Source organism: Pseudomonas sp. 14P5.3.2 (assembly GCF_057799175.1).
Genome location: NZ_JBYOKU010000003.1, coordinates 52,141 through 74,719 on the forward strand (window position 1 = coordinate 52,141; position 22,579 = coordinate 74,719).

The 22,579-nt window shown below is 61.3% G+C and carries 14 protein-coding genes and 2 riboswitches; of the genes, 9 read left to right on the forward strand and 5 right to left on the reverse strand.

Annotated elements, in window-relative coordinates; translation table 11 throughout:
- Positions 1–16: 16 nt before the first annotated feature.
- Complete coding sequence (gene metH / locus AC27VU_RS03245; RefSeq protein WP_488723387.1) at positions 17–3,727, reverse strand: methionine synthase; 3,711 nt, start codon at positions 3,725–3,727, stop codon at positions 17–19.
- A gap of 155 nt (positions 3,728–3,882) precedes the next feature.
- Here metH and AC27VU_RS03250 point away from each other — a divergent pair, with 155 nt between their 5' ends.
- The 3 genes from AC27VU_RS03250 (at position 3,883) to nfuA (ending at position 8,015) form a co-directional block, all read left to right on the forward strand.
- Positions 3,883–6,165, forward strand: a complete 2,283-nt coding sequence (locus AC27VU_RS03250) for a fatty acid cis/trans isomerase (protein ID WP_488723519.1) — start codon at positions 3,883–3,885, stop codon at positions 6,163–6,165.
- A gap of 182 nt (positions 6,166–6,347) precedes the next feature.
- Positions 6,348–7,373 (forward strand): acyltransferase family protein, encoded by a 1,026-nt coding sequence (locus AC27VU_RS03255; RefSeq protein ID WP_488723388.1) that lies wholly within the window; start codon positions 6,348–6,350, stop codon positions 7,371–7,373.
- A gap of 57 nt (positions 7,374–7,430) precedes the next feature.
- Complete coding sequence (gene nfuA / locus AC27VU_RS03260) at positions 7,431–8,015, forward strand: Fe-S biogenesis protein NfuA (protein WP_003225494.1); 585 nt, start codon at positions 7,431–7,433, stop codon at positions 8,013–8,015.
- Between the two features lie 188 nt (positions 8,016–8,203).
- Here the strand turns inward: nfuA and cobM are convergent, their stop codons facing one another.
- From cobM to AC27VU_RS03280, 4 genes are all read right to left on the reverse strand, one after another.
- Positions 8,204–8,950 (reverse strand): precorrin-4 C(11)-methyltransferase, encoded by a 747-nt coding sequence (gene cobM / locus AC27VU_RS03265; protein ID WP_488723389.1) that lies wholly within the window; start codon positions 8,948–8,950, stop codon positions 8,204–8,206.
- A gap of 81 nt (positions 8,951–9,031) precedes the next feature.
- Positions 9,032–9,445: a cobalamin biosynthesis protein gene (locus tag AC27VU_RS03270; protein WP_003225490.1), complete on the reverse strand. Its 414-nt coding sequence runs from the start codon at positions 9,443–9,445 to the stop codon at positions 9,032–9,034.
- On the reverse strand, positions 9,442–10,140 hold the full coding sequence (locus AC27VU_RS03275; protein ID WP_003225489.1) for a CbtA family protein: 699 nt from the start codon (positions 10,138–10,140) through the stop codon (positions 9,442–9,444). The genes AC27VU_RS03270 and AC27VU_RS03275 overlap by 4 nt, the downstream gene beginning before the upstream one ends.
- Positions 10,141–10,151: 11 nt before the next feature.
- Positions 10,152–10,349: a CbtB domain-containing protein gene (locus tag AC27VU_RS03280; RefSeq protein WP_003225486.1), complete on the reverse strand. Its 198-nt coding sequence runs from the start codon at positions 10,347–10,349 to the stop codon at positions 10,152–10,154.
- Positions 10,350–10,471: 122 nt separating this feature from the next.
- A riboswitch (cobalamin riboswitch) is annotated at positions 10,472–10,692 on the reverse strand.
- Between the two features lie 1,053 nt (positions 10,693–11,745).
- Positions 11,746–11,958, forward strand: a riboswitch (cobalamin riboswitch).
- A gap of 98 nt (positions 11,959–12,056) precedes the next feature.
- Between AC27VU_RS03280 and cobW the strand changes: the two genes are divergently transcribed.
- From cobW to AC27VU_RS03310, 6 genes are all read left to right on the forward strand, one after another.
- Positions 12,057–13,127, forward strand: a complete 1,071-nt coding sequence (gene cobW, locus AC27VU_RS03285; RefSeq protein WP_103485159.1) for a cobalamin biosynthesis protein CobW — start codon at positions 12,057–12,059, stop codon at positions 13,125–13,127.
- 3 nt (positions 13,128–13,130) lie between these two features.
- A complete protein-coding gene (cobN, locus tag AC27VU_RS03290; RefSeq protein WP_488723390.1) occupies positions 13,131–16,979 on the forward strand; it encodes a cobaltochelatase subunit CobN in 3,849 nt (1,282 codons plus the stop codon).
- A gap of 143 nt (positions 16,980–17,122) precedes the next feature.
- Positions 17,123–18,121 carry a magnesium chelatase ATPase subunit I gene (locus AC27VU_RS03295; protein WP_488723391.1) on the forward strand — a complete coding sequence of 333 codons (999 nt, stop codon included), beginning with the start codon at positions 17,123–17,125 and terminating at the stop codon, positions 18,119–18,121.
- Complete coding sequence (locus tag AC27VU_RS03300) at positions 18,049–18,780, forward strand: vWA domain-containing protein (protein ID WP_488723392.1); 732 nt, start codon at positions 18,049–18,051, stop codon at positions 18,778–18,780. Before AC27VU_RS03295 ends, AC27VU_RS03300 begins: the two co-directional genes overlap by 73 nt.
- Before the next feature lie 172 nt (positions 18,781–18,952).
- Positions 18,953–20,599, forward strand: coding sequence for a phospholipase D-like domain-containing protein (locus AC27VU_RS03305; protein WP_488723393.1), 1,647 nt, complete (start codon positions 18,953–18,955; stop codon positions 20,597–20,599).
- Between the two features lie 415 nt (positions 20,600–21,014).
- Positions 21,015–22,574: a TerC family protein gene (locus tag AC27VU_RS03310; protein WP_488723394.1), complete on the forward strand. Its 1,560-nt coding sequence runs from the start codon at positions 21,015–21,017 to the stop codon at positions 22,572–22,574.
- Positions 22,575–22,579: the final 5 nt, after the last annotated feature.

Sequence of the window (22,579 nt, forward strand, 5' to 3'; positions counted from 1 at the left end):
GGGATTGACCGGCCGATCACTCGTCGTAACCGAGGTTGGGCGCCAGCCAGCGCTCGGTCACGCTCAGTTCCTGACCTTTGCGCGAGGTGTAGCTCTGCACCTGGTCCTTGTCGACCTTGCCCACGGCGAAATATTGCGCCTGCGGATGGGCGAAGTACCAACCGCTGACCGCGGCTGCCGGGAACATCGCGTAGTGTTCGGTGAGGAACACGCCGCTGCGCCCGGCACGCATTTCGCTGGCCTCGGGGTCGAGCAGGGTGAACAGCGTGGCCTTCTCGGTGTGATCCGGGCAGGCCGGATAACCCGGTGCCGGACGGATACCGGAGTACTGCTCTTTGATCAGCGCGTCGTTGTCCAGCACTTCGTCCTTGGCGTAACCCCAGTGCTCTTTGCGCACTTGCTGGTGCAGCCACTCGGCGCAGGCTTCGGCCAGGCGGTCGGCCAGTGCCTTGACCATGATCGAGTTGTAGTCGTCGCCAACGTCCTGATAGGCCTTGGCGACTTCTTCGGCGCCGATGCCGGCGGTAGTGATGAAACCACCGACGTAGTCGGTCACTTCGCTGTCTTTCGGGGCGACGAAGTCGGCCAGCGAGAAGTTCGGTTTGCCGTCGGTCTTGATGATCTGCTGACGCAGGTGATGCAGGCGTGCCAAGGGCTTGCCGTCATCGCCGTACAGTTCGATGTCGTCGTCATGTACCTGATTGGCCGGCCAGAAACCGAATACCGCACGGGCGCTGATCAGCTTCTCGTCGATCAGCTTGGTGAGCATTTCCCGCGCGTCCTTGTACAGCGCGGTGGCCGCTTCACCGACCACTTCGTCTTCGAGGATGCGCGGGAATTTGCCAGCGAGGTCCCAGGAGATGAAGAACGGCGTCCAGTCGATGTACTCGGCCAGAACATTGAGGTCGATGTTGTCCAGCACCCGGGTGCCGGTGAAAGTCGGTTTGACCGGCGAGTAATTGGCCCAGTCGAACTGCGGCTTCTTGGCAATCGCCGCCGCGTAGCTCAGACGCTCGGTCCGGGCGCTGCGGTTGGCGGTGCGCTCACGCACATCGACGTATTCCAGACGGGTCTTCTCGACGAAGCCGGCCTTGAGTTCCTTGGACAGCAACTGCGTCGCCACGCCGACCGCACGCGAGGCGTCGGTGACGTAGACCACCGCATCGTTGCTGTACTTCGGCTCGATCTTCACCGCGGTGTGCGCCTTGGACGTGGTCGCGCCACCGATCATCAGCGGCAGATGGAAATCCTGACGCTGCATTTCGCGGGCAACGTGAACCATCTCGTCCAGCGACGGAGTGATCAGGCCGGACAGGCCGATGATGTCGCACTTTTCTTCCTTGGCGACCTGGAGGATCTTTTCCGCCGGGACCATCACGCCGAGGTCGACGATGTCATAGCCGTTACAGCCCAGTACCACGCCGACGATGTTCTTGCCGATATCGTGCACGTCGCCTTTGACCGTGGCCATCAGGATCTTGCCCTTGGCTTCCGGCTTGTCGCCTTTTTCCAGTTCGATGAACGGGATCAAATGCGCGACGGCCTGCTTCATTACGCGTGCGGATTTCACCACCTGCGGCAGGAACATTTTGCCGGCACCGAACAGGTCGCCGACGATGTTCATGCCGGACATCAGCGGGCCTTCGATCACTTCGATCGGGCGGGCGAACGACTGGCGCGACTCTTCGGTGTCTTCGACGATATGGGTGGTGATGCCCTTGACCAGCGCGTGCTCCAGACGCTTGTTGACGTCCCAGCTGCGCCACTCTTCGGTCTCGGCTTCCTTGACGCTGCCGTCGCCCTTGTACTTGTCGGCGATGGCGAGGAGGGCGTCGGTGCCTTCCGGCGTGCGGTTGAGGATCACGTCTTCGACGGCGTCACGCAGCTCCTGCGGGATCTGGTCGTAGATCTCCAGTTGACCGGCGTTGACGATACCCATGGTCAGGCCGGCGCGGATCGCGTACAGCAGGAACACCGAGTGGATCGCCTCGCGCACCGGGTTGTTGCCACGGAACGAGAACGACACGTTGGACACGCCACCGGAACTCAGCGCATACGGCAGCTCGTCGCGGATGTACGCACAGGCGTTGATGAAGTCCACGGCGTAGTTGTTGTGTTCTTCGATACCGGTAGCCACGGCGAAGATGTTCGGGTCGAAGATGATGTCTTCCGGCGGGAAGCCGACTTCGTTGACCAGAATGTCGTAGGAGCGTTTGCAGATTTCTTTCTTGCGCGCTTCGGTGTCGGCCTGGCCGGCTTCGTCGAACGCCATCACCACCACTGCAGCGCCGTAGCGCTTGCACAGTTTGGCGTGGTGGATGAACTGCTCGACGCCTTCTTTCATGCTGATCGAGTTGACGATGCCCTTGCCCTGAATGCACTTCAGACCCGCTTCGATCACTTCCCACTTCGAGGAGTCGATCATGATCGGGACGCGCGAGATATCCGGTTCACCGGCGATCAGATTGAGGAAGGTCACCATGGCCTTCTTCGAATCGAGCATGCCTTCGTCCATGTTGATGTCGATCACCTGGGCGCCGGCCTCGACCTGCTGCAGGGCGACTTCCAGGGCTTCGGTGTAATTGTCTTCACGGATCAGACGGGCGAATTTGGCGGAACCAGTGATGTTGGTGCGCTCGCCGACGTTGACGAACAGCGAGCTGCGATCGATGGTGAACGGCTCCAGGCCCGAGAGGCGGCAGGCCTTGGGGATGTCCGGAATCTGCCGCGGTGCGTAACCGGCCACGGCCTTGGCGATGGCTTCGATGTGGCCCGGCGTGGTGCCGCAGCAACCGCCGACGATGTTGAGGAAGCCGCTCTGGGCGAATTCTTCGATGACCTTGGCGGTGTCCACCGGCAACTCGTCGTACTCGCCGAATTCGTTAGGCAGACCGGCGTTCGGGTGCGCCGAAACGTGGGTGCTGGCCTTGTTCGACAGCTCTTCCAGGTATGGACGCAGTTCACTGGCGCCGAGGGCGCAGTTGAGGCCGACCGAAATTGGCTTGGCGTGCGCCACCGAGTTCCAGAACGCTTCGGTGGTCTGGCCCGAGAGGGTGCGGCCGGATGCATCGGTGATGGTCCCGGAAATCATGATCGGCAGTTCGATGTGCAGCTCTTCGAACACGCCTTGCACAGCGAAGATTGCGGCTTTGGCGTTGAGCGTGTCGAAGATGGTTTCGATCAGGATCAGGTCGACGCCGCCCTCGATCAGGCCCTTGGTGGCCTCGGTGTAGTTCTCCACCAGTTCATCAAAGGTGACGTTGCGGTAGCCGGGGTTGTTTACGTCAGGCGACAGCGAGCAGGTGCGGCTGGTAGGGCCGAGCACGCCGGCGACGAAGCGCGGCTTGTCCGGGTTCTCGGCGGTCTTGGCGTCGGCCACCTTGCGCGCCAGTCGTGCGCCTTCTACGTTTAATTCGTACGCCAGCTCTTCCATGCCGTAGTCGGCCATGGAAATGCGCGTGGCGTTGAAGGTGTTGGTTTCCAGAATGTCGGCGCCGGCATCCAGATAAGCCTTTTCGATGCCGCCGATCACGTCCGGACGGGTGATCACCAACAGATCGTTGTTGCCCTTGACGTCACTCGGCCAGTCAGCGAAGCGTTTGCCGCGATAATCCTGTTCTTCGAGCTTGTAGCTCTGGATCATCGTGCCCATGCCGCCGTCGAGAATCAGGATGCGCTCTTTGAGGGCTTGCTTGAGAGCTTGAAGGCGGACGCTGCGATCGGACATTGGGACTACTCGAAAAGACCATGACGAAGGGCCGGGATCATAACAAACCTGTGTGGTTTTGGAGCGTGTGGTGGTTTTGCATGAATATCGCTCATGTTGGTACGGGCGTCATACTGTAGAATCGCGGCGTTTTTTTCAGGATCGGGATCATGGGCATGTCGTACCGCGTCATCAGCATTTTCATGCTGTTCTTAAGCTGCGGCGCCGTTGCGCAAGAGCCCGCGATCTCTTATACCCGAGATATTCAGCCAATCTTCACCGAGAAATGCGTGGCCTGCCATGCCTGCTACGACTCTGCCTGCCAGCTCAATCTGGGCAGCGGCGAAGGTGCAGGGCGGGGCGCGAGCAAGATGCCGGTCTACGATGGCGAGCGTACTCAAGCCGCGCCGACCACTCGATTGTTCTACGACGCCTTCGGCAAACGTGCCTGGCAGCAGAAAGGCTTCTATTCGGTACTTGATGCCCAAGGCAGTCAGGCCGCATTGATGGCGCGGATGCTGGAACTGGGCCACAAAACCCCGCTGACGCCCAACGCCAAACTGCCGGAAGACATCGTCCTCGGCCTGCAACGGGAAAACATGTGCGCGATGCCCGCCGAGTTTGCAGGCTATGCCGGCGCCCACCCGAAAGAAGGCATGCCGCTGGCGGTGACCGGCCTGACCGATCAGCAATACCAGACCCTGCAACGCTGGCTGGCATCCGGTGCGCCGATCGACGAGCAAGGTCTGGCGCCGAGCGCCAAAGAAGCGCTGCAAATCGTCCAGTGGGAAAACCTGCTCAACCAGCCGGGGGCGCGGGAAAGTCTGGTTGGGCGTTGGTTGTTCGAACACTGGTTCCTCGCGCACCTCTATTTCAAGGACGGTGAGCCTGGGCATTTCTTCCAGTGGGTGCGTTCGCGCACGCCGACTGGCCAGCCGATCGACCTGATCGCCACCCGTCGCCCGAATGACGACCCGGGCACTCAGGTTTACTACCGTTTGTGGCCGGTGCAAGGGGTGATCGTGCACAAGACCCACATCACCTATCCGCTGAGCGCGGCGAAGATGGCGCGGGTCAAGAGCCTGTTCTACAGCGGCAACTGGCAGGTCACTGCGTTGCCGGGTTACGGCCCGCAGAGTCGGGCCAACCCGTTTGCCACCTTTGAGGCGATTCCGGCGCAGGCGCGCTATCAGTTCATGCTCGATAACGCCGAATACTTCGTACGCACCTTCATTCGTGGGCCGGTGTGCCGTGGGCAGATTGCGACGGACGTGATCCGCGACAACTTCTGGGCGCTGTTCCAGGCGCCGGAGCACGACCTGTACATCACCGACCCGGTCTATCGCGGCCAGGCCACGCCGCTGCTGGCGATGCCAGGTCAGAACGATGACGTCGGCAGCGTCCTGAGTCTGTGGCACAACTACCGCGACAAACGAAACAAGTACGAAGCGCTGCGTCGCGACAGCTACGCTGATTTACCGGCGCCGAGTTGGTCGACGCTGTGGGCCGGCAACGACAACGCGCTGCTGAGCATTTTCCGTCACTTCGACAGCGCCTCGGTGACCAAAGGCCTGATCGGCGAAGTGCCACAGACGATGTGGCTGTTCGACTATCCGCTGCTGGAGCGCACCTATTACCAGTTGGCGGTCAACTTCGATGTGTTCGGCAACGTTTCCCATCAGGCGCAGACCCGCCTGTATTTCGACCTGATCCGCAACGGCGCCGAACAGAATTTCCTGCGCCTGATGCCGGCCGATTCCCGCGAGGACTACCTCGACGATTGGTATCAGAGTAGCGGCCAGTTCAAGATGTGGCTCGACTACGAAGCAATCGACGACGACAAGCCGACCGCGCTGAAACTTGATCCGAAGGACCCGAAATACGACTTCGCCATGCAGTTGCTGGCGCGTTACGGCGATCTGAATGCGCGGCCCGATCCGATCAACCGCTGTGACGGCGCCTACTGCTCGCGGCCGAATATCGACCCGGCCCTGCAAAATGCCGAGCAGGCGCTGAGTCGCCTGACGTCACGTCCGGCCGCCGGTTTGAAGGTCATCGACCAATTGCCGGAAGCAACCATGTTGCGCATCGAAACCCGCAGCGGCAAACGCGAGATGTACAGCCTGCTGCGCAACCGTGCGCACAGTAACGTGGCGTTCCTGTTGGGCGAGTCGCTGCGCTATCAGCCAGGGCTGGACACCTTGACCATCTACCCGGGCGTACTGAGCAGCTATCCGAATTTCATCTTCAACATTCCGGCCGAGCAAGTGCCGGTCTTTGTCGATGCAATGGAGAATGCCAAGGATGCGCAGCAGTTCGAAAAAATCGTCGAACGCTGGGGGATTCGCCGCAGTCATCCGCAATTCTGGTTCTATTTCCACGATCTGAGCCAATACCTCCACGAAACCGATCCGGTGGAAGAGGGCGTGCTGGACATGAACCGCTACCAGAATCTTTGATCGTTTAATACAGGCCGACTGTCATAGCTTCAGGTAACACACAAATCCCCTGTGGGAGCGAGCCTGCTCGCGAAGGCGGAGTGTCAGGCGCCGAATAAGTTGAATGTGCCGTCGCTTTCGCGAGCAGGCTCGCTCCCACAGGGTGAAGTGGTGTTTTTTGCAATTGTGATCGGGAGCGGCTGATGTTGATTTCAGTGCAGGCCCTGCGAGCGCTTGCCGCGTGGACGGTGGTCTGTCACCACTTCATGCAGATTTTCTTCGACTTCAAGGCGCGCGGCCCGGTCGGGCAATTCTTCATCGACAAGGGCGCAGTCGGCGTCGATGTTTTCTTCGTTATCAGTGGTCTGGTGATTTTCCTCTCCACTGAAAGCAAAGCGCTGCCGCCCGTGCGCTTCCTGCTGTACCGACTTTTTCGCATCGTCCCGGCGTACTGGCTGTACACGCTGTTGATGGCGTTGCTGGTGCTGTTCGCCCGGCCAATGTTGCCGGATCAGACGGTGGATTGGGCGCATTTCCTCGCGTCGTTGTTATTCATCCCTGCGCAAAACCCCGGCGGCTACGGGATTTATCCGACGCTGAATGTCGGCTGGACGCTCAACTACGAAATGTTCTTTTATGTGTTGTTTGCATGCGCGCTGGTGTTCCGCTGGCAGCTGCGCTTGCTGGTGGTCGCCGCGTTGCTGTTTTCGGCGTGCCAGGCGTTCGGCTGGCTCAATGAGTTCTACCGTTCGGACATCGTTTACGAGTTTTTGCTGGGGATCGGCATTGGCGTGCTGTATCGCCGGGGCTGGATCGGCGCGGGGCTGTGGCTGCCGCTGGTGGCGATTGGTGCTGCGATGATGGCGATCTATCACCTGGCACCGGCGCCAAGGTTGTTGAACTGGGGCGTGCCGAGCGCGGTGCTGGTGATGTCCTGTATCGCACTGGAACGCTACGTCGAGCGCAGCCGGGTGATGAAATGGCTCGGTGACTGTTCCTATTCGGTGTACCTGATGCACGTACTGGTGCTGTCGGCGGGTGGTTTTATTGCGCGGCGCTACGGGATCAACCCGTATCTGATGTTCGTTGTCTGTGCTCTGGCCATCGGTGTGGGCTCGTGGCTGAGTTACGAATGGGTGGAAAAACGCAGCTATCAGTGGCTTAAAGCGCGGATTGATCGCGAACCTGTCGGTCAATCAGCTGCCGAGCTTTCCCGACAAAAATACTAGGACTTTGTGCCGCGCGATGATTGGCGTAAACTGCGCCCAAGCCTGCGAGGAGTTTCCATGACCGCTATTACCATTACCGACGCCGCCCACGATTACCTGGCCGATCTGCTCTCCAAGCAGAACACCCCGGGCATCGGCATCCGCGTCTTCATCACCCAGCCTGGCACCCAGTACGCCGAAACCTGCATTGCCTACTGCAAGCCGGGCGAAGAAAAACCTGAAGATACCGCGCTGGGGCTGAAAAGCTTCACCGCTTACATCGACTCGTTCAGCGAAGCGTTCCTCGACGATGCCGTCGTCGACTACGCCACCGACCGCATGGGCGGCCAGCTGACCATCAAGGCGCCAAACGCCAAAGTACCGATGGTCAACGCCGACAGCCCGGTCAACGAGCGCATCAACTACTACCTGCAAACCGAAATCAACCCGGGGCTGGCCAGCCACGGCGGTCAGGTCAGCCTGATCGATGTGGTTGAGGACGGCATCGCCGTGCTGCAGTTCGGCGGCGGCTGCCAAGGCTGCGGCCAGGCCGACGTGACCCTGAAGGAAGGCATCGAACGCACCTTGCTCGAGCGTATTCCAGAGCTCAAAGGTGTTCGCGACGTGACCGACCACACGCAGAAAGAAAACGCCTACTACTGAGTAAGGTGTTCACTGCGAATATGAAAAACGGCGCTGTGGCGAGGGAGCTTGTCGGATCGCCGCACCGTCCCGCTTGACTGCAACGCAGTCACAAACCGGACAATGCATTTACCCGTGATGAATGGATTGTCTAGTTTGGGGATCGCTCCGCGATCCGGCGGGAGCAAGCTCCCTCGCCACAATTGCTTTCAGGGCCTGTACAGGTGCGCATGCCCCGCACGATACAGCGACGATTCGCTAAACACCTCACTCCCCAACACCCGTCCAACCAGAATCAACGCCGTCCGCCGAAACCCCTTGGCCGCAACCTTCGCGGCAATATCCTCCAGTGTCCCCACCACCCAATCCTGATCCGGCCATGTCGCCCGGTGAATCACCGCAATCGGGCAATCCGCGCCGTAATGTGGCAGCAGTTCGCCAATGATCTTCTGCAGATGATTGACCCCCAGGTGAATCGCCATGGTCGCGCCATGCTGCGCCAGACTGCTCAGTTCCTCACCCGCCGGCATCGCAGTTTTATCGGCGTAACGAGTCAGAATCACGCTCTGCGAAACGTCCGGCAGCGTCAGTTCCGCGCCCAGCAACGCCGCGCAGGCAGCCGCAGCCGTCACGCCGGGAACGATCTCGAACGGAATCTGCAACTCGCGCAGATAACGAATCTGCTCGCCAATCGCGCCATACAGGCTTGGATCACCCGAATGCACCCGCGCCACATCCTGGTCCTTGGCATGGGCAGTTTTGATCAATTCAATGATCTGCTCCAGATGCAATTCGGCGCTGTTGACCACGGTTTCGGCCTGATGCCCCTCCAGCACGGCGGCCGGGACCAGCGAACCTGCGTAGATGATCACCGGGCAACTGCGGATCAGCCGCTGGCCTTTGACAGTGATCAATTCCGGGTCGCCGGGGCCGGCGCCGATGAAGTAGACGGTCATGAAGAAATCCTGTGAAAAACGGGGCAGGGCAACGCTTCAGATGAAGATTGCTCATGATCAAACAGGGGGATTATCGGGATTTTACGCAGCGCCGGCCAATGCCAGTGTCGCCTGAGCGTATTTCTGCCGGGAAATCAGCAGTTTTGCCGGAGCCTGGATCAACTGCTCGGCGAGGGCCAGCGCGGCACTTTCCGCGACGCCATAGCAACCGGTGCGCTCGTAGGCGATCTGTGAATGATGGCTTAGCCGCTGCTGGTAACTGGCCAATTCGTCGCTGCTGAAATACAACAGCGGCAAGGCCAGTTGCGCGGCCAGCTCCTGCAAACCGGGCTCATCGCGCTTCAAATCGATGCTGGCCAACGCCTTGACCGCTTCGAGTTCGATGCGATGTGCCTGTAATGCCTGATCGAGTAACGCGCGCAGCGTACTGGCCGGGCAGCCGCGCTGGCAGCCCAGGCCGACCACGAAGGTCGGCGCTGCGCGGTCATCGGTCATGCGTGGTATTGACCAGCGCTTTTGCGGCGGAACAACCAGGCGCTGATCAGGCCCAGGGCCAGCCAGAACGCCACGTTGGTCAACTGCGAAGCGATTTTGAACTGGGCTTCCAGTGCTTCCGGGGCGAGCATCGAGTGCACTTCCGGTTGCGGTGCGCCAATCACGTGCGGCACGGCAAGAATCGCCACGCCCAGCAGCTTCATCAGCCAGTGACGGCTGAACACGATCAGCGCCAGGCCGACTGCAGTGGAGGCGGCGGTGCCGATCCACCACGTTTGCCGCGAAGCCAGATCGGCCGCCGCGGTGCCTGGCAGTTCAGGCGGCAGGCCGAGGGTTGGCGCGAGGACGAAGGTCGCGTAACCGGCGAGGCCCCAGAGCAGGCCCTGCGAGGTTTTGGTCGGTGCGCGCAGGGTGTATAGACCCGCGAGCATCAGGGCGAAACCGACCGCCACCACCAGATTGCCGCCGGTGGTCGAGACCACGCGCTGCCAGCCGTTTTCCGGCTCCCAGGCTTCGGCGTCGTGAGTGTGTGCGGCTGTGCCGGCGGCGTGTTCGTGAACGGCCACCGGTTCGGATTTCTCGAAGGTTTCGGCCTGCAGAATCAGTGGCGAGACCCAGAAGCTTTGCAGCAGGGTCAGCAGCAGGGCGGCCAGCAGACCGGTGAAGCCTGCGGTTTGCGCAATACGCTTGATCATGTCGGCAGGTCTCAGTGGCACGGGAACGCGGCGCTGTGGCGGGTATCGTGAGCGGCGTTGTGCACCGCTTCGATGTGCGAGAAGCCGGCGAAGTACACCAGACTGGCGCCCAGGATAGACGCGAAGATCGCGGCGGTCAGGCGTTGGCTCAACGTGGCGGTGCTGGAGATTTTGTCGGTGTTGCTGCCGGTGCTGCTGATGATTGACATGGCGCTTCCCTCTGGAGTGTCAGCGGGTTGATAGAGCGCATGAAAACCCCTGCGAGTCGGGCACGCAGAGGTTCGAACAGCGCCCGCCCACCGCGGGTTTGTTATGTTCAGCGACGCAAAATGCGCACTGTGTGTTGCGGGCCGGTCTCCGGGCTCACGAGGGGTTGGCGTCAGGCCGACCTGCAAGCGTCACCTTCCCATGCCGTACGGCACAGTGGATTCGACGCTTCGCTCGCTTACCGTTGCGGGGGCAGCACCGGACTGACATGGCTTTGAGTAAAGCACATGATTCACCGGTTTCCCGTTTCACCCTGTGAAGGGCACCCGTAACAAGTTGTGTAGGAGAGCATGGGTTGGGGAATGTAGTCAATTTTGTGGGTGGATCCGGTGCTGCGGGTGTTGCTGATTAGGGTTCCGCCCTTACGGCGGGTCACTTTTGGCAAACGCCCCAAAAGTAACCAAAAGGTCTGTGCCCTGACGTTCGGCCCTCGCTTAGGCTCGGGTTCCTTCGCTCCGGGATTCATCCGGGGGGCAGCGCCTACGGTTTGCTTCGCTGCACCTCCTCTCGCTGTGTTTGGCTGCGCCAAACGGTCGCTGCGCTCCCACCCCCGGATAACTCCCTCCACTCAGCCTGCCGACGGGCCCTGAGATCAAAAGCTTTACTCGAGCTAACGCTCATTGTGTTGAGTGGGGCGGCTGCGCCGCATGGGGCTGCACGCAATCTGAACTGTAGGAGCCAGCCTGCTGGCGATGGCGGCCTGACAGCCGACCAATTTCTTGCGGATGCACCCGGCTCAACTGTGGGAGCGGGCTTGCTCGCGAAGGCGGCCTACCAGCCGACCAATTTCTAACTGAATGCATCCAATGCCATGCAGGAACTGCCGAAGGCTGTGATCTTTTGATCTGCTTTGGCTTTGGCTTTGGCTTTGGCTTTGGCTTTGGCTTTGGCTTTGGCTTTGGCTTTGGCTTTTGATGTGGCTTTTGATCTTCAGCCCCTTCGGCAGGCCGAGCGAAGGTGTCCATCCGGGGGTTAGGCGCGCAGCGCCATGCGGCGAAGCCGCATCCATCGAGAGGAGGTGCAGCGAAGCAAACCGTAGGCGATGCCCCCGGATGGACACCGTAGCGAGGGAACACTGAGCCTCAGCGAAGTGCCGTACGCCGGGGCAAAGCCTTTTGGGTTACCTTTTCGGCGTTTGGAAAAGGTGACTCGCTGTAAGAGCGAAACCGCCAGCGGCGACACCCGCAGAAACGGATATGCCCCCAATCCAAAAAAACCAAACCCCTTAACGCGAAGTCTGGCAAAAGTGACCCGCCGCAACGGCGAAACCGTAATCAGCAACCCCCGCAGCAACGGATATGCCCCCAATCCAAACATTGACCCATCCTCAAGCCATGCGTAGCCTTGCGCTTTCGAGGTTCTTCGGCCCACGCCGAAGCTAAGAAGGGAACGCGGTCAAAGCCGCGGCTGCCCCCGCAACTGTGAACGGTGAAATTCGTTGCCACGCCACTGCCAGCTCAATCCACAGAGCCAGCGGGAAGGCGCAGCGAATGCCGGGCCCAAGGCCTGAACACCGTCAGCCAGGAGACCTGCCTCGTCACAGATTTCTCACTACAACCGGGCGGGGTGATCCGGTGGCGAATTCTTCCGCGCGCACGTTCGCAGCGGATCTCGTCCCGTATGCCCGCCCCCTTGCCAAAGGGCATCCGATGAAAACACTGGCCAAACTCCCCGTCACCATCGTCACCGGTTTTCTCGGCTCGGGCAAAACCACCTTGCTGCGGCACATGCTCGACAACGCTCAGGGCCGTCGCATCGCCGTGATCGTCAACGAGTTCGGCGAACTGGGCATCGACGGTGAAATCCTCAAGCAATGCACCATCGGCTGCACCGAAGAAGAAGCCACCGGCCGCGTCTACGAACTGGCCAACGGCTGCCTGTGCTGCACGGTCCAGGAAGAGTTTTTCCCGGTGATGCGCGAACTGGTTGCGCGTCGCGGCGACCTCGACCACATCCTGATCGAGACGTCCGGTCTGGCCCTGCCAAAACCACTGGTGCAAGCTTTCCAGTGGCCGGAAATTCGCAGCGCCTGCACGGTTGACGCGGTGATCACCGTGGTCGACAGCCCGGCCGTGGCCGCTGGCACGTTTGCCGCGTTCCCGGATCAGGTCGATGCCCAGCGCAAACTCGATCCGAACCTCGATCACGAATCGCCACTTCATGAGTTGTTCGCCGACCAACTGGCCAGCGCCGACCTGGTGATCCTGAACAAGGCCGACCAGACCAGCGCGGAAGATCTGGCTCGCGTTCGCGCTGAAGTCGCCGAAGAACTGCCGCCCGCAGTAAAAATCATCGAAGCCAGCAACGGTCGCCTGCCGCTGGACGTGCTGATCGGCCTCGGCGCCGGCTCTGAAGAACACATCGACAGCCGCCACAGCCATCACGACCACCACCACGACGGTGATGACGATCACGATGACCACGATCACGACGCCTTCGATTCGATCTCGATCGAACTGCCGCAAGCCGACGAAAGCCTGCTGCTCGACGCGCTGACGCAACTGGTGGTCAAGCACGGCATCCTGCGCGTGAAGGGCTTCGCGGCGATTCCGAACAAGCCGATGCGCCTGTTGATTCAAGGCGTAGGCACGCGTTTCGACAAGCACTTCGACCGGCAGTGGGGTGCTGACGAAGCGCGCGTCACCCGTCTGGTGCTGATTGGTCAGGAACTCGACGCTGCGCAACTCGAAGCGCAACTGCGCGCCGCGCTCAGCGTTTAAGCCATGCACCTGCTCAGGACCCAGCCCGGCGGTTTCGTGTCGGATGACAACATTGCCGACCTTGGACAAACCCCCGCCGAGCTGGTGATCCTGTGCAGCGGCGATTCCAGCCTGGCGCTGCTCGCCGAAGCGGCGCAGCAATTGCCCGAGGATTACCCGAGCCTGCGCCTGGCCAATCCGATGCAGGTGCAGAATCACGCCTCGGTCGATCTATATGTCGATGAGGTGTTGCGTCACGCCAAGGTGATTCTGATTTCGCTGCACGGCGGCATCGCCTATTGGCGTTACGGTGTCGAGCGTCTGGTGGAATTGTCCGAGCGCGGCGTGCAGGTGATTCTGGTGCCCGGTGATGACCGTCCCGACCCGGAACTCAGCGACCTGAGCACCGTGCCCGCCGAAGATCGCGACCGCCTCTGGCAGTTCCTGCGTCAGGGCGGCATGGGCAATGCGCTGGATTTCTTTCGTTGTCTGGCCAACCGCTGGCTGGCGCGGGATTACGCCTGGGGCGAGCCGCAAGCGCTGCCGCGTACGGCGATTTACCACCCACAGAAAAACACCGCCGCACTGAGCGACTGGCAAGCCGAATGGCTGCCCGGTCAACCGGTCGCGGCGGTGTTGTTTTATCGCTCGCATTTGCAAGCGGCCAACACCGCGTTCATCGATGTGTTCTGCCAGCGCTTGCAGGCGGCGGGGCTTAATCCGTTGCCGATTGCCGTCGCCAGCCTGAAAGAGCCCGGCTGCCTGTCGGTGGTCGAGGACTGGCTGGATGAGGTCGAGGCGGCGGTGATTCTCAACACCACCGGCTTCGCGCAATCCAGCCCGGAAGCCCCGCATCTGCGGCCGTTCCGGCGCAATATTCCGGTGATTCAGGCGATCTGCGCTCAGGACAACGAACCGGGCTGGCGCGACAGCGAGCAGGGCCTCGGGCCACGGGATCTGGCGATGCACATCGCCTTGCCGGAACTTGATGGACGCATCATCAGCCGGCCGATCAGCTTCAAGGATCTGGCCTGGCGCAGTGAGCGCAGCCAGTCCGATGTGGTCTGCTACCGGGCGCAACCCGAACGCATGGATTTCGTCGCCGAACTGGCCCGGCGCTGGAGCGATCTGGCGCGGCTGCCGAACGCGGAAAAACGCATCGCGCTGATCCTCGCTAACTACCCGACCCGCGATGGTCGGATCGGCAATGGCGTCGGTCTCGACACACCAGCGGCAGCGTTGAATATCCTGCGCGCGTTGCAGGCGGAAGGCTTCCCGTTGACGGCTGAGTTGCCGGACAGCGGCACCGCGTTGATCCAGCAATTGCTCGGCGGCGTCAGCAATGACCTCGATAGCATTGACCTGCGTCCGTGCCAGCAAAGCCTGGCGATGGACGCCTATCTGGCGATGTTCAACGCGCTGCCGGAAGCCAATCGCGCGGCAGTGCTGGAACGCTGGGGCACGCCGCAAAACGATCCGATGTGCCGTGACGGACGGATGATGATCGCCGGTCTGCGTTTTGGCCTGACCTTCGTCGGCATTCAACCGGCGCGCGGTTATCAGGTCGATCCGAGCGCGGTGTACCACGACCCGGATCTGGTGCCACCGCACGGCTATCTGGCGTTCTATTTCTGGCTGCGCAACACCTACGGTGCCCACGCGGTGATTCACGTCGGCAAGCACGGCAACCTCGAATGGCTGCCGGGCAAGGGCGTGGGGCTTTCGGAGAATTGCTGGCCGGACGCGCTGCTCGGGCCGCTGCCGAACATCTATCCGTTTATCGTCAATGACCCGGGCGAGGGCGCCCAGGCCAAACGGCGTACGCAAGCGGTGATCATCGACCACCTGATGCCGCCGCTGACCCGCGCCGAAACCTACGGCCCGTTGCGCAATCTGGAGCTGCTGGCCGACGAATATTACGAGGCGCAACTGCTCGATCCGCGTCGTGCGCGGGAGTTGCAGCGCGACATTCTGCAACTGGTGCGCGAAACGCAGATCGACCGCGAACTGCAACTCGACGCCGGTCTGGACAGCGACGCCGATGCAGCGATCTGGCTGCCGCGTCTGGACACCTATTTATGTGACCTGAAGGAATCGCAGATTCGCGATGGCCTGCACATTTTCGGCGAGTCGCCGACCGGACGTTTACGCATCGATACGCTGCTGGCCTTGCTGCGCATTCCGCGTGGCGACGGCAAGGGCGCGCAGTCGAGTTTACTGCGGGCGTTGGCCAAGGCGTTTGAATTGGGCTTTGATCCGCTGGATTGTGCGCTCGCTGATCCCTGGAACGGCCCACGTCCGATAGAGCTGCATAACGTCAGCGACGAAGTCTGGCGCAGCGCCGGCGACACCCGCGAACGGCTCGAACTGTTCGCCACCCAACTGATTTCCCAAACACTACAAATCCCCTGTGGGAGCGAGCTTGCTCGCGAAAGCGGTGGGTCAGGTATATCAATGACGACTGACACGACGCTTTCGCGAGCAAGCTCGCTCCCACAAGGGGCGTGTTGGGCTGAAGTGAGCGCGATCATTGATAACCTGCGCGAAGTCGTCGCCCCACGCCTCGACGCCTGCGGTCCCGCTGAAATGCGCGGCCTGCTCGACGCCCTCGGCGGTCGCTTTGTCCCCGCCGGCCCAAGTGGCGCACCCAGCCGTGGCCGTCTCGACGTGTTGCCCACCGGGCGCAACTTCTACTCGGTGGACGTGCGCAACCTGCCGACCACCACCGCGTGGCGCATCGGTTTCCAGTCCGCCACGTTGATCCTTGAGCGCCACTTGCAGGATCACGGTGATCACCTGCGTCAGCTCGGTCTGTCGGTGTGGGGCACTGCGACCATGCGTACCGGCGGTGACGACATCGCTCAGGCCATGGCGCTGATGGGCGTGCGTCCGGTGTGGGCCACCGGCAGTCAGCGCGTCGATGACTTCGAGATTCTGCCGCTGAGCCTGCTCGACCGGCCACGGGTCGATGTCACGCTGCGGGTCTCGGGCTTCTTCCGCGATGCCTTTGCCAACCTGATTCGCCTGTTCGACGCGGCCGTGCAAGCGGTGGCGGCGCTGGACGAACCGGATGACCTCAATCCGCTGGCGGCGAAAGTGCGCGCTGAGCGTGAAGCGCTGCTGCAATCCGGGCTGGATGCCGATGCGGCGCGGCGCCAGGCCGGCTGGCGGATCTTCGGCGCCAAGCCCGGGGCTTACGGCGCCGGTGTGCAAGGCGCGATCGATGGGCGCCTGTGGCAGACCCGCGAGGATCTGGCCGAGGTTTACCTGAACTGGGGTGCCTACGCTTACGGCGGTGCTGACGAAGGCACCGCCGCCCGCGAGCAGTTCGTCCAGCGTCTGAGCCAGGTGCAGGCGGTGCTACAGAACCAGGACAATCGCGAGCATGACCTGCTCGACTCCAACGACTATTACCAGTTTCAGGGCGGCATGCTCGCGGCGGTGGAAACCCTGCGCGGCGAAGCAGCGGCCAGTTATCACGGCGATCACAGCCAGCCGGATCTGCCGAAAATCCGCACCCTGAAAGAAGAACTGAACCGGGTGATCCGCTCGCGGGCGGCCAATCCAAAATGGATCGACGGGGTCAAACGCCACGGCTATAAAGGCGCGTTCGAGCTGGCGGCGACGGTCGATAACCTGTTCGCCTTCGATGCCACCACGCAGCTGATTGACGATCATCAGTACGCGTTGCTGGCCGACGCTTATTTGCTCGATCCGGCGACCCGGGATTTTGTTCGCGAACACAATCCGCATGCGCTGCGCGACATGACCGAGCGCATGCTGGAAGCGCAGCAGCGCGGGATGTGGCAGGAACCCGGGGCCTACAAAGAGGCCTTGGAAAACCTGCTGCTGGATATAGAAGAAGACACCTGACACACCACAATCCCTTGTAGGAGTGAGCCTGCTCGCGATAGCGGTGTATCAGCAAACCTATTTGTCGCTGACCCACCGCTATCGCGAGCAGGCTCACTCCTACATTGAAATGCATTCACTCCGACCATGACCGAGTATTGAAGATGACCGACACCCCGCATTTCCCGCTCTCCGCCGTGGTCGGCGCCGATGACCTGAAACTCGCGCTGTGCCTCACCGCCATCGACCCGAAAATCGGTGGCGTGCTGATCGAAGGCCCGCGCGGCATGGCCAAATCGACCCTGGCCCGTGGCCTCGCCGATCTGTTGGCGAGCGGGCAGTTCGTCACGCTGCCGCTGGGCGCTACCGAAGAGCGTCTGGTCGGCACCCTCGATCTCGACGCGGCGCTGAGCGCAGGCCGTGCGCAGTTTTCTCCCGGTGTATTGGCCAAGGCTGACGGTGGTGTGCTCTACGTCGATGAAGTGAATTTGCTGCCCGATCATCTGGTGGATCTGCTGCTTGATGTGGCGGCCAGCGGCACTAACCTGATCGAACGCGACGGCATCTCCCATCGGCATTCGGCGCGGTTCGTCTTGATCGGCACGATGAACCCGGAAGAGGGCGAATTGCGGCCTCAGCTGCTTGACCGTTTCGGCCTGAACGTCGCTCTCAGCGGCCACACCGCGCCGACCGAACGCGGGCAGATTATCCGCCGCCGACTGGATTTCGACAGCGATCCACAGGCGTTCTGCGCGCAGTGGGAAGCACAGCAGCAAGCGCTGCGCGAACGCTGCGAACAGGCGCGCATCGCCTTGGCGAGCATTCCGCTGGACGACGATGCGTTGGCGAGCATCACTGAGCGTTGCTTTGCGGCCGGCGTCGATGGCTTGCGTGCCGATCTGGTCTGGCTGCGCGCCGCCCGTGCTCACGCGGCGTGGCGTGGTGCTGCAGCGATTGCCGAGCAAGACATCGACGCGGTGGCGGAATTTGCCCTGCGTCATCGCCGTCGTGAATCGTCTTCGTCCAGCCCGCAGCCTCCCGCGCAGAACTCAGCCAATACCCAAGCCGAACCAAGTGACGGCCAGGGGCAGTGGGGCGACATGCCCGCCCCGGCACTGGCCACGGGCGCCCGCCGCGAAGTGCCGAGCTGGCCAAAAAAGTAACCGGCATTCGTCCCCGATCCGACGCGGGGGCGAATGCCAGACCCCGCGCCGGACGCCTCGATCACGGACGCCAGGGCAAGCGCCACGCCGCGTGCAGCGGCCTGGTGAACTGGCCGGGAACGCTGCTCAACGGCCGCCCGCAAACCCGTGAGGACTTGCAGTTCCAGTTGCGCACTCGTTCTCCCCATGAGTTGTGGCTGGTGATCGTCGATGCGTCGGCTTCGACGCGTCGGCATCAGGCATTAAGTGATGCCAAAGGCCTGCTCGCACAATTGTTCGATGACGCTTATCGGCAACGGGCACGGCTGGCACTGTTGACCGCCAGCGGTACCACGCCGAAATGGCAGGTTCAGGGTTTGAAGGCGTCGAGTAGCTTGCGCACCTGGCTGGAGGCGTTGGGCGCTGGCGGCGGCACGCCATTGGTGGCGGCGTTGGCGCAGGCGCAGCAGTGGCTGGTGCAGCGGCAAAAGCGCTTTCCGGCCGAGCAGCAGCGCTTGCTGGTGGTCACGGATGGGCGTTTGAAAGCCTTGCCGTCGATGCCGGCGCTGGAGTGTCCGGGATTGTTGATCGACATTGAGCGCGGGCCCATCCGATTGGCACGGGCGCGGGAATTAGCGGCGGCGCTGAATGTGGATTATCGGCACATTGATGATCTGTGATGCCTGAGCGGGCCTCTTCGCGAGCAAGCCCGCTCCCACAAGGAATGTGAACGCTGCTTGACCTGTGGGAGCGGGCTTGCTCGCGAAGAGGTCACCTCGGTTCAAACGGATTTCATCAAAACTTGCAGCGCTGCTCTATGCTCCACCCCAGCCCAATCACAAGGAGTGAATCATGCGGGTACTGGTCGCCAATCCTCAGGACGATTTTCGCGTCAAAGCCTACGCCGGCACCAACGGCGTGTTGCTCGCCATGGACCTCGCCGAGCCCCGACGCAAAGGCCTGCTCGGCTTCGCCATCGAGAAGCAGCAGGGTGACAGGCCGTGGTTGTTCCTGTTCAACAGCCTGACGTTTCCCGGCAAGGCTCACACTTTCCCCCAGTATCACGCCACGCCCAGCGATAAGGCCCCTTTGCAGAAATTCCGCTGGGCCGATTACGCGGTGGATCCGGGGACAACGATGCACTATCGCGTGCATCTGGCCTACGGCACGGCGGATGCACCGCAACTGGGCGAATCGCTGGAGCTGAGCATCAGCAGTGACGATGGTCATCCGGCCAACCAAAGCGTGATCTTCAACCGCGCCGTGGCCGCCAGTCAGGCCTTCCAGCGCAAGTTTCCCGAGCTCGACGCGCAGATCAGCGCCAACAAGAACCTGCCCATCGAAGCCTGGCCCGATGCGGCACGACTGTGGCTGGAGAACGGCCTGCTGGAGCGTTTGCTCGGGTACATCGAGCGCGCTGTCGACGCCAATTGGGCGCTGGATATCGCGATCTACGAGTATCAGTTGCAGGCGATCATCGATGCGGTGAACGCGGCGTTCGCCCGCGGGGTTCAAGTGCGTGTGCTGTACCACGCTCGACCTGATGATTCCGATACCGCCCTGAACGAAGCGAACCTGGCGAAGTTGCCGGCGGCAAACAAGCGCGCTCGCGTCACTCATGAGATCTTCCACGATAAATTTATTGTCCTCAGCCGTGTCGATGGCAGCGGGCAGCGCCAACCGCAGGCGGTGCTTTGCGGCAGTACCAATTTCACGGCCAATGGCGTGTATCGCCAGGCTAACGTGGTGCATACGCTCGACGACGTGACGATTGCCACGCGTTATTTGCAAACCTTCGAAGAAGTCTGGGCCAACCCCACCGATGTCGGCGCGACGCGTACCTGGATTACTCAACATAACCCGATGGACCCAACGCAGCCGCTGTTTGCCGGGTTCTCGCCACGCAGCGGTGGTGGCGATTTGCGTGAGTTCGTCGAAATCATCGAGGCGGCCAAAAAGGACGTATTGTTCGTCACGGCTTTTACCCTGCCGGACATGATTCTCAACGCGCTGCTCGGCAAACCGCATGACGACATCCTGCGTTACGGTCTGCAAAACACCGCGAGCAGCATCACCGGGTTTCATGCCGACCGCACAGCCGAATTCGCCGCCACGGCATTACTCAATACCGGGCTGGAAGGCTGGCTCAAGGAAAGCATGAAAGGCCAGAAGGGCAACCTGCTGGTGCACACCAAAGCCGTAGTCACCGACTTCACCACCGATGCGCCGACCATCATCAGCGGCAGTCACAACCTCAGTACGTCAGCCAGTAACGGCAATGACGAGAACTTCCTGATCATTCGTGGCGACACCGATCTGGCTGACCGCTATGGCCTGGAGTTGCTGCGTTTCTATGAGCATTACCGTTTTCGCTATTTCGCGAAAAAACTCGAGCTCAAGCAAGTGAGTCCGTTGGCGGTGGATGACAGCTGGACCAATGATTACTACGTGGAAGGGGATTTGCGGCAGTTGTCGCGGTTGCGTTTTGCCGGGCGATGATCTGGCGTGTTTGATGACCCCTTCGCGAGCAAGCCCGCTCCCACATTGGCCCCTCTTTGAACTCAGAACTTGCGTCCGACGAATAACCCCTGTGGGAGCGGGCTTGCTCGCGAAAGGGCTAACAGGAAAAACACATTTCTTCTGCTCTTACAGATTTTGAAATGATTTGCCGCTGTAGAAAATGTGCCCTGAGCCTGTACGCTCCAAGGCCATTTTTCATTCAGGATTTGCATGAACACCCTCTCGGAGCCTCCCAGTCGTACTTTCTCCTCGCGCCATGGCGCGGTCTTGACGCACTCGCAGCATCCGGTTTTCCGACTCCCGACTATCGTTGACAACGCGGCATCAGAGCCTTCGCGTTGCACTTTGCCGTGCCCGGCAGCCTGAATTCACTGACGAGAGATCAAGACATTTTATGGAATGGTTAGCGGATCCCACGGCCTGGTTAGGCTTGTTGACTTTGATCGTGCTGGAACTGGTGCTGGGTATCGACAACCTGGTGTTCATCGCAATCCTGGCGGACAAACTGCCGCCGCATCAGCGCGATCGCGCGCGGATCATCGGCCTGTCGCTGGCGCTGATCATGCGCCTGGGCCTGTTGGCGAGTATTTCCTGGCTGGTCACCCTCACGCAGCCGTTGTTCGAGGTGTTCGGCAAGAGCTTCTCCGGCCGTGACCTGATCATGCTGTTCGGTGGTGTATTCCTGCTGTTCAAGGCGACGATGGAGCTGCACGAACGACTCGAAGGCCACGTCGGCCAGCGCTCGAGCAACGCCGCTTACGCGCTGTTCTGGCCAATCGTCGCGCAGATCGTGGTGCTCGACGCGGTGTTCTCGCTGGACGCGGTAATCACCGCCGTCGGCATGGTGGATGAACTGGCGGTGATGATGATCGCGGTGATCATTTCCATCGGTCTGATGATCGTCGCCAGCAAGCCGTTGACCCGCTTCGTCAACGCGCACCCGACGGTGATCATGCTGTGTCTGGGCTTCCTGATGATGATCGGTTTTGCCCTGACGGCCGAAGGCCTGGGCTTCCACATCCCGAAAGGCTATCTGTACGCGGCGATTGGTTTCTCGATCCTGATCGAGGTGTTCAACCAGATTGCCCGGGCCCGGCGCAAACGTTCGATGCAAGGCCTGCGCCCCATACGTGAGCGTACGGCCCATGCGGTGATGCGCCTGCTGGGCGGGCGCAAGTTGGAAGTGGAGGAGGTCGGCGAGGAAATCTCCGACCTGCTGGATGACGGCGAAGCACCGAGTGCGGAGCTGTTCGACCGCCGCGAGCGGGTGATGATCAGTGGCGTGCTGCAACTGGCCGAGCGTCCGATTCGGAACTTGATGACCGTGCGCGCCGACGTCGACACCATCGATCTGGCCGACGACGCCGAGACGATTCGCACAAAATTGATGCACTCATCGTATTCACGTCTGCCGCTGATTCGCAACGGCGCGGTGGATGAGCCCTTGGGCTTCGTGCACAAGAAGGAACTGCTCAAGGAATACCTGGCCGGTGCCGAGCCGAACCTGGAGCACTTGGCGCGCAAGACCATCAACCTGCTCGACAGCTATTCGATCCTCAATGCGCTGGAGCAGATGCGTGCGGCGTCGACCCACATTGCCTTCGTGGTCAACGAGTTCGGTGACTTCGTTGGCGTGTTGACCATGACCGATATCCTCGAATCGATTGCCGGCGAATTGCCCGATGCCAGCGAAATCGAAGGTCCGGATGTGATCGAAGAACAGGGCGGGTTCATCGTCAACGGTGCGTTGAACCTGACTCGTGTTCGCCAACGTACCGGGTTTGGTGCGCAGCCAACAGAGGATTACCAAACGCTGGCCGGGTTGGTGATGAGCCTGCTGGACCGCTTGCCGATGATTGGCGATCGATTGCAGTGCGAGGGCTGGCAGATGACCGTGATGGCGGTGGAGGAGCGGCGGGTGACGCGGGTGTTGCTGGTGCGTGAAATCGAGTAATCCTT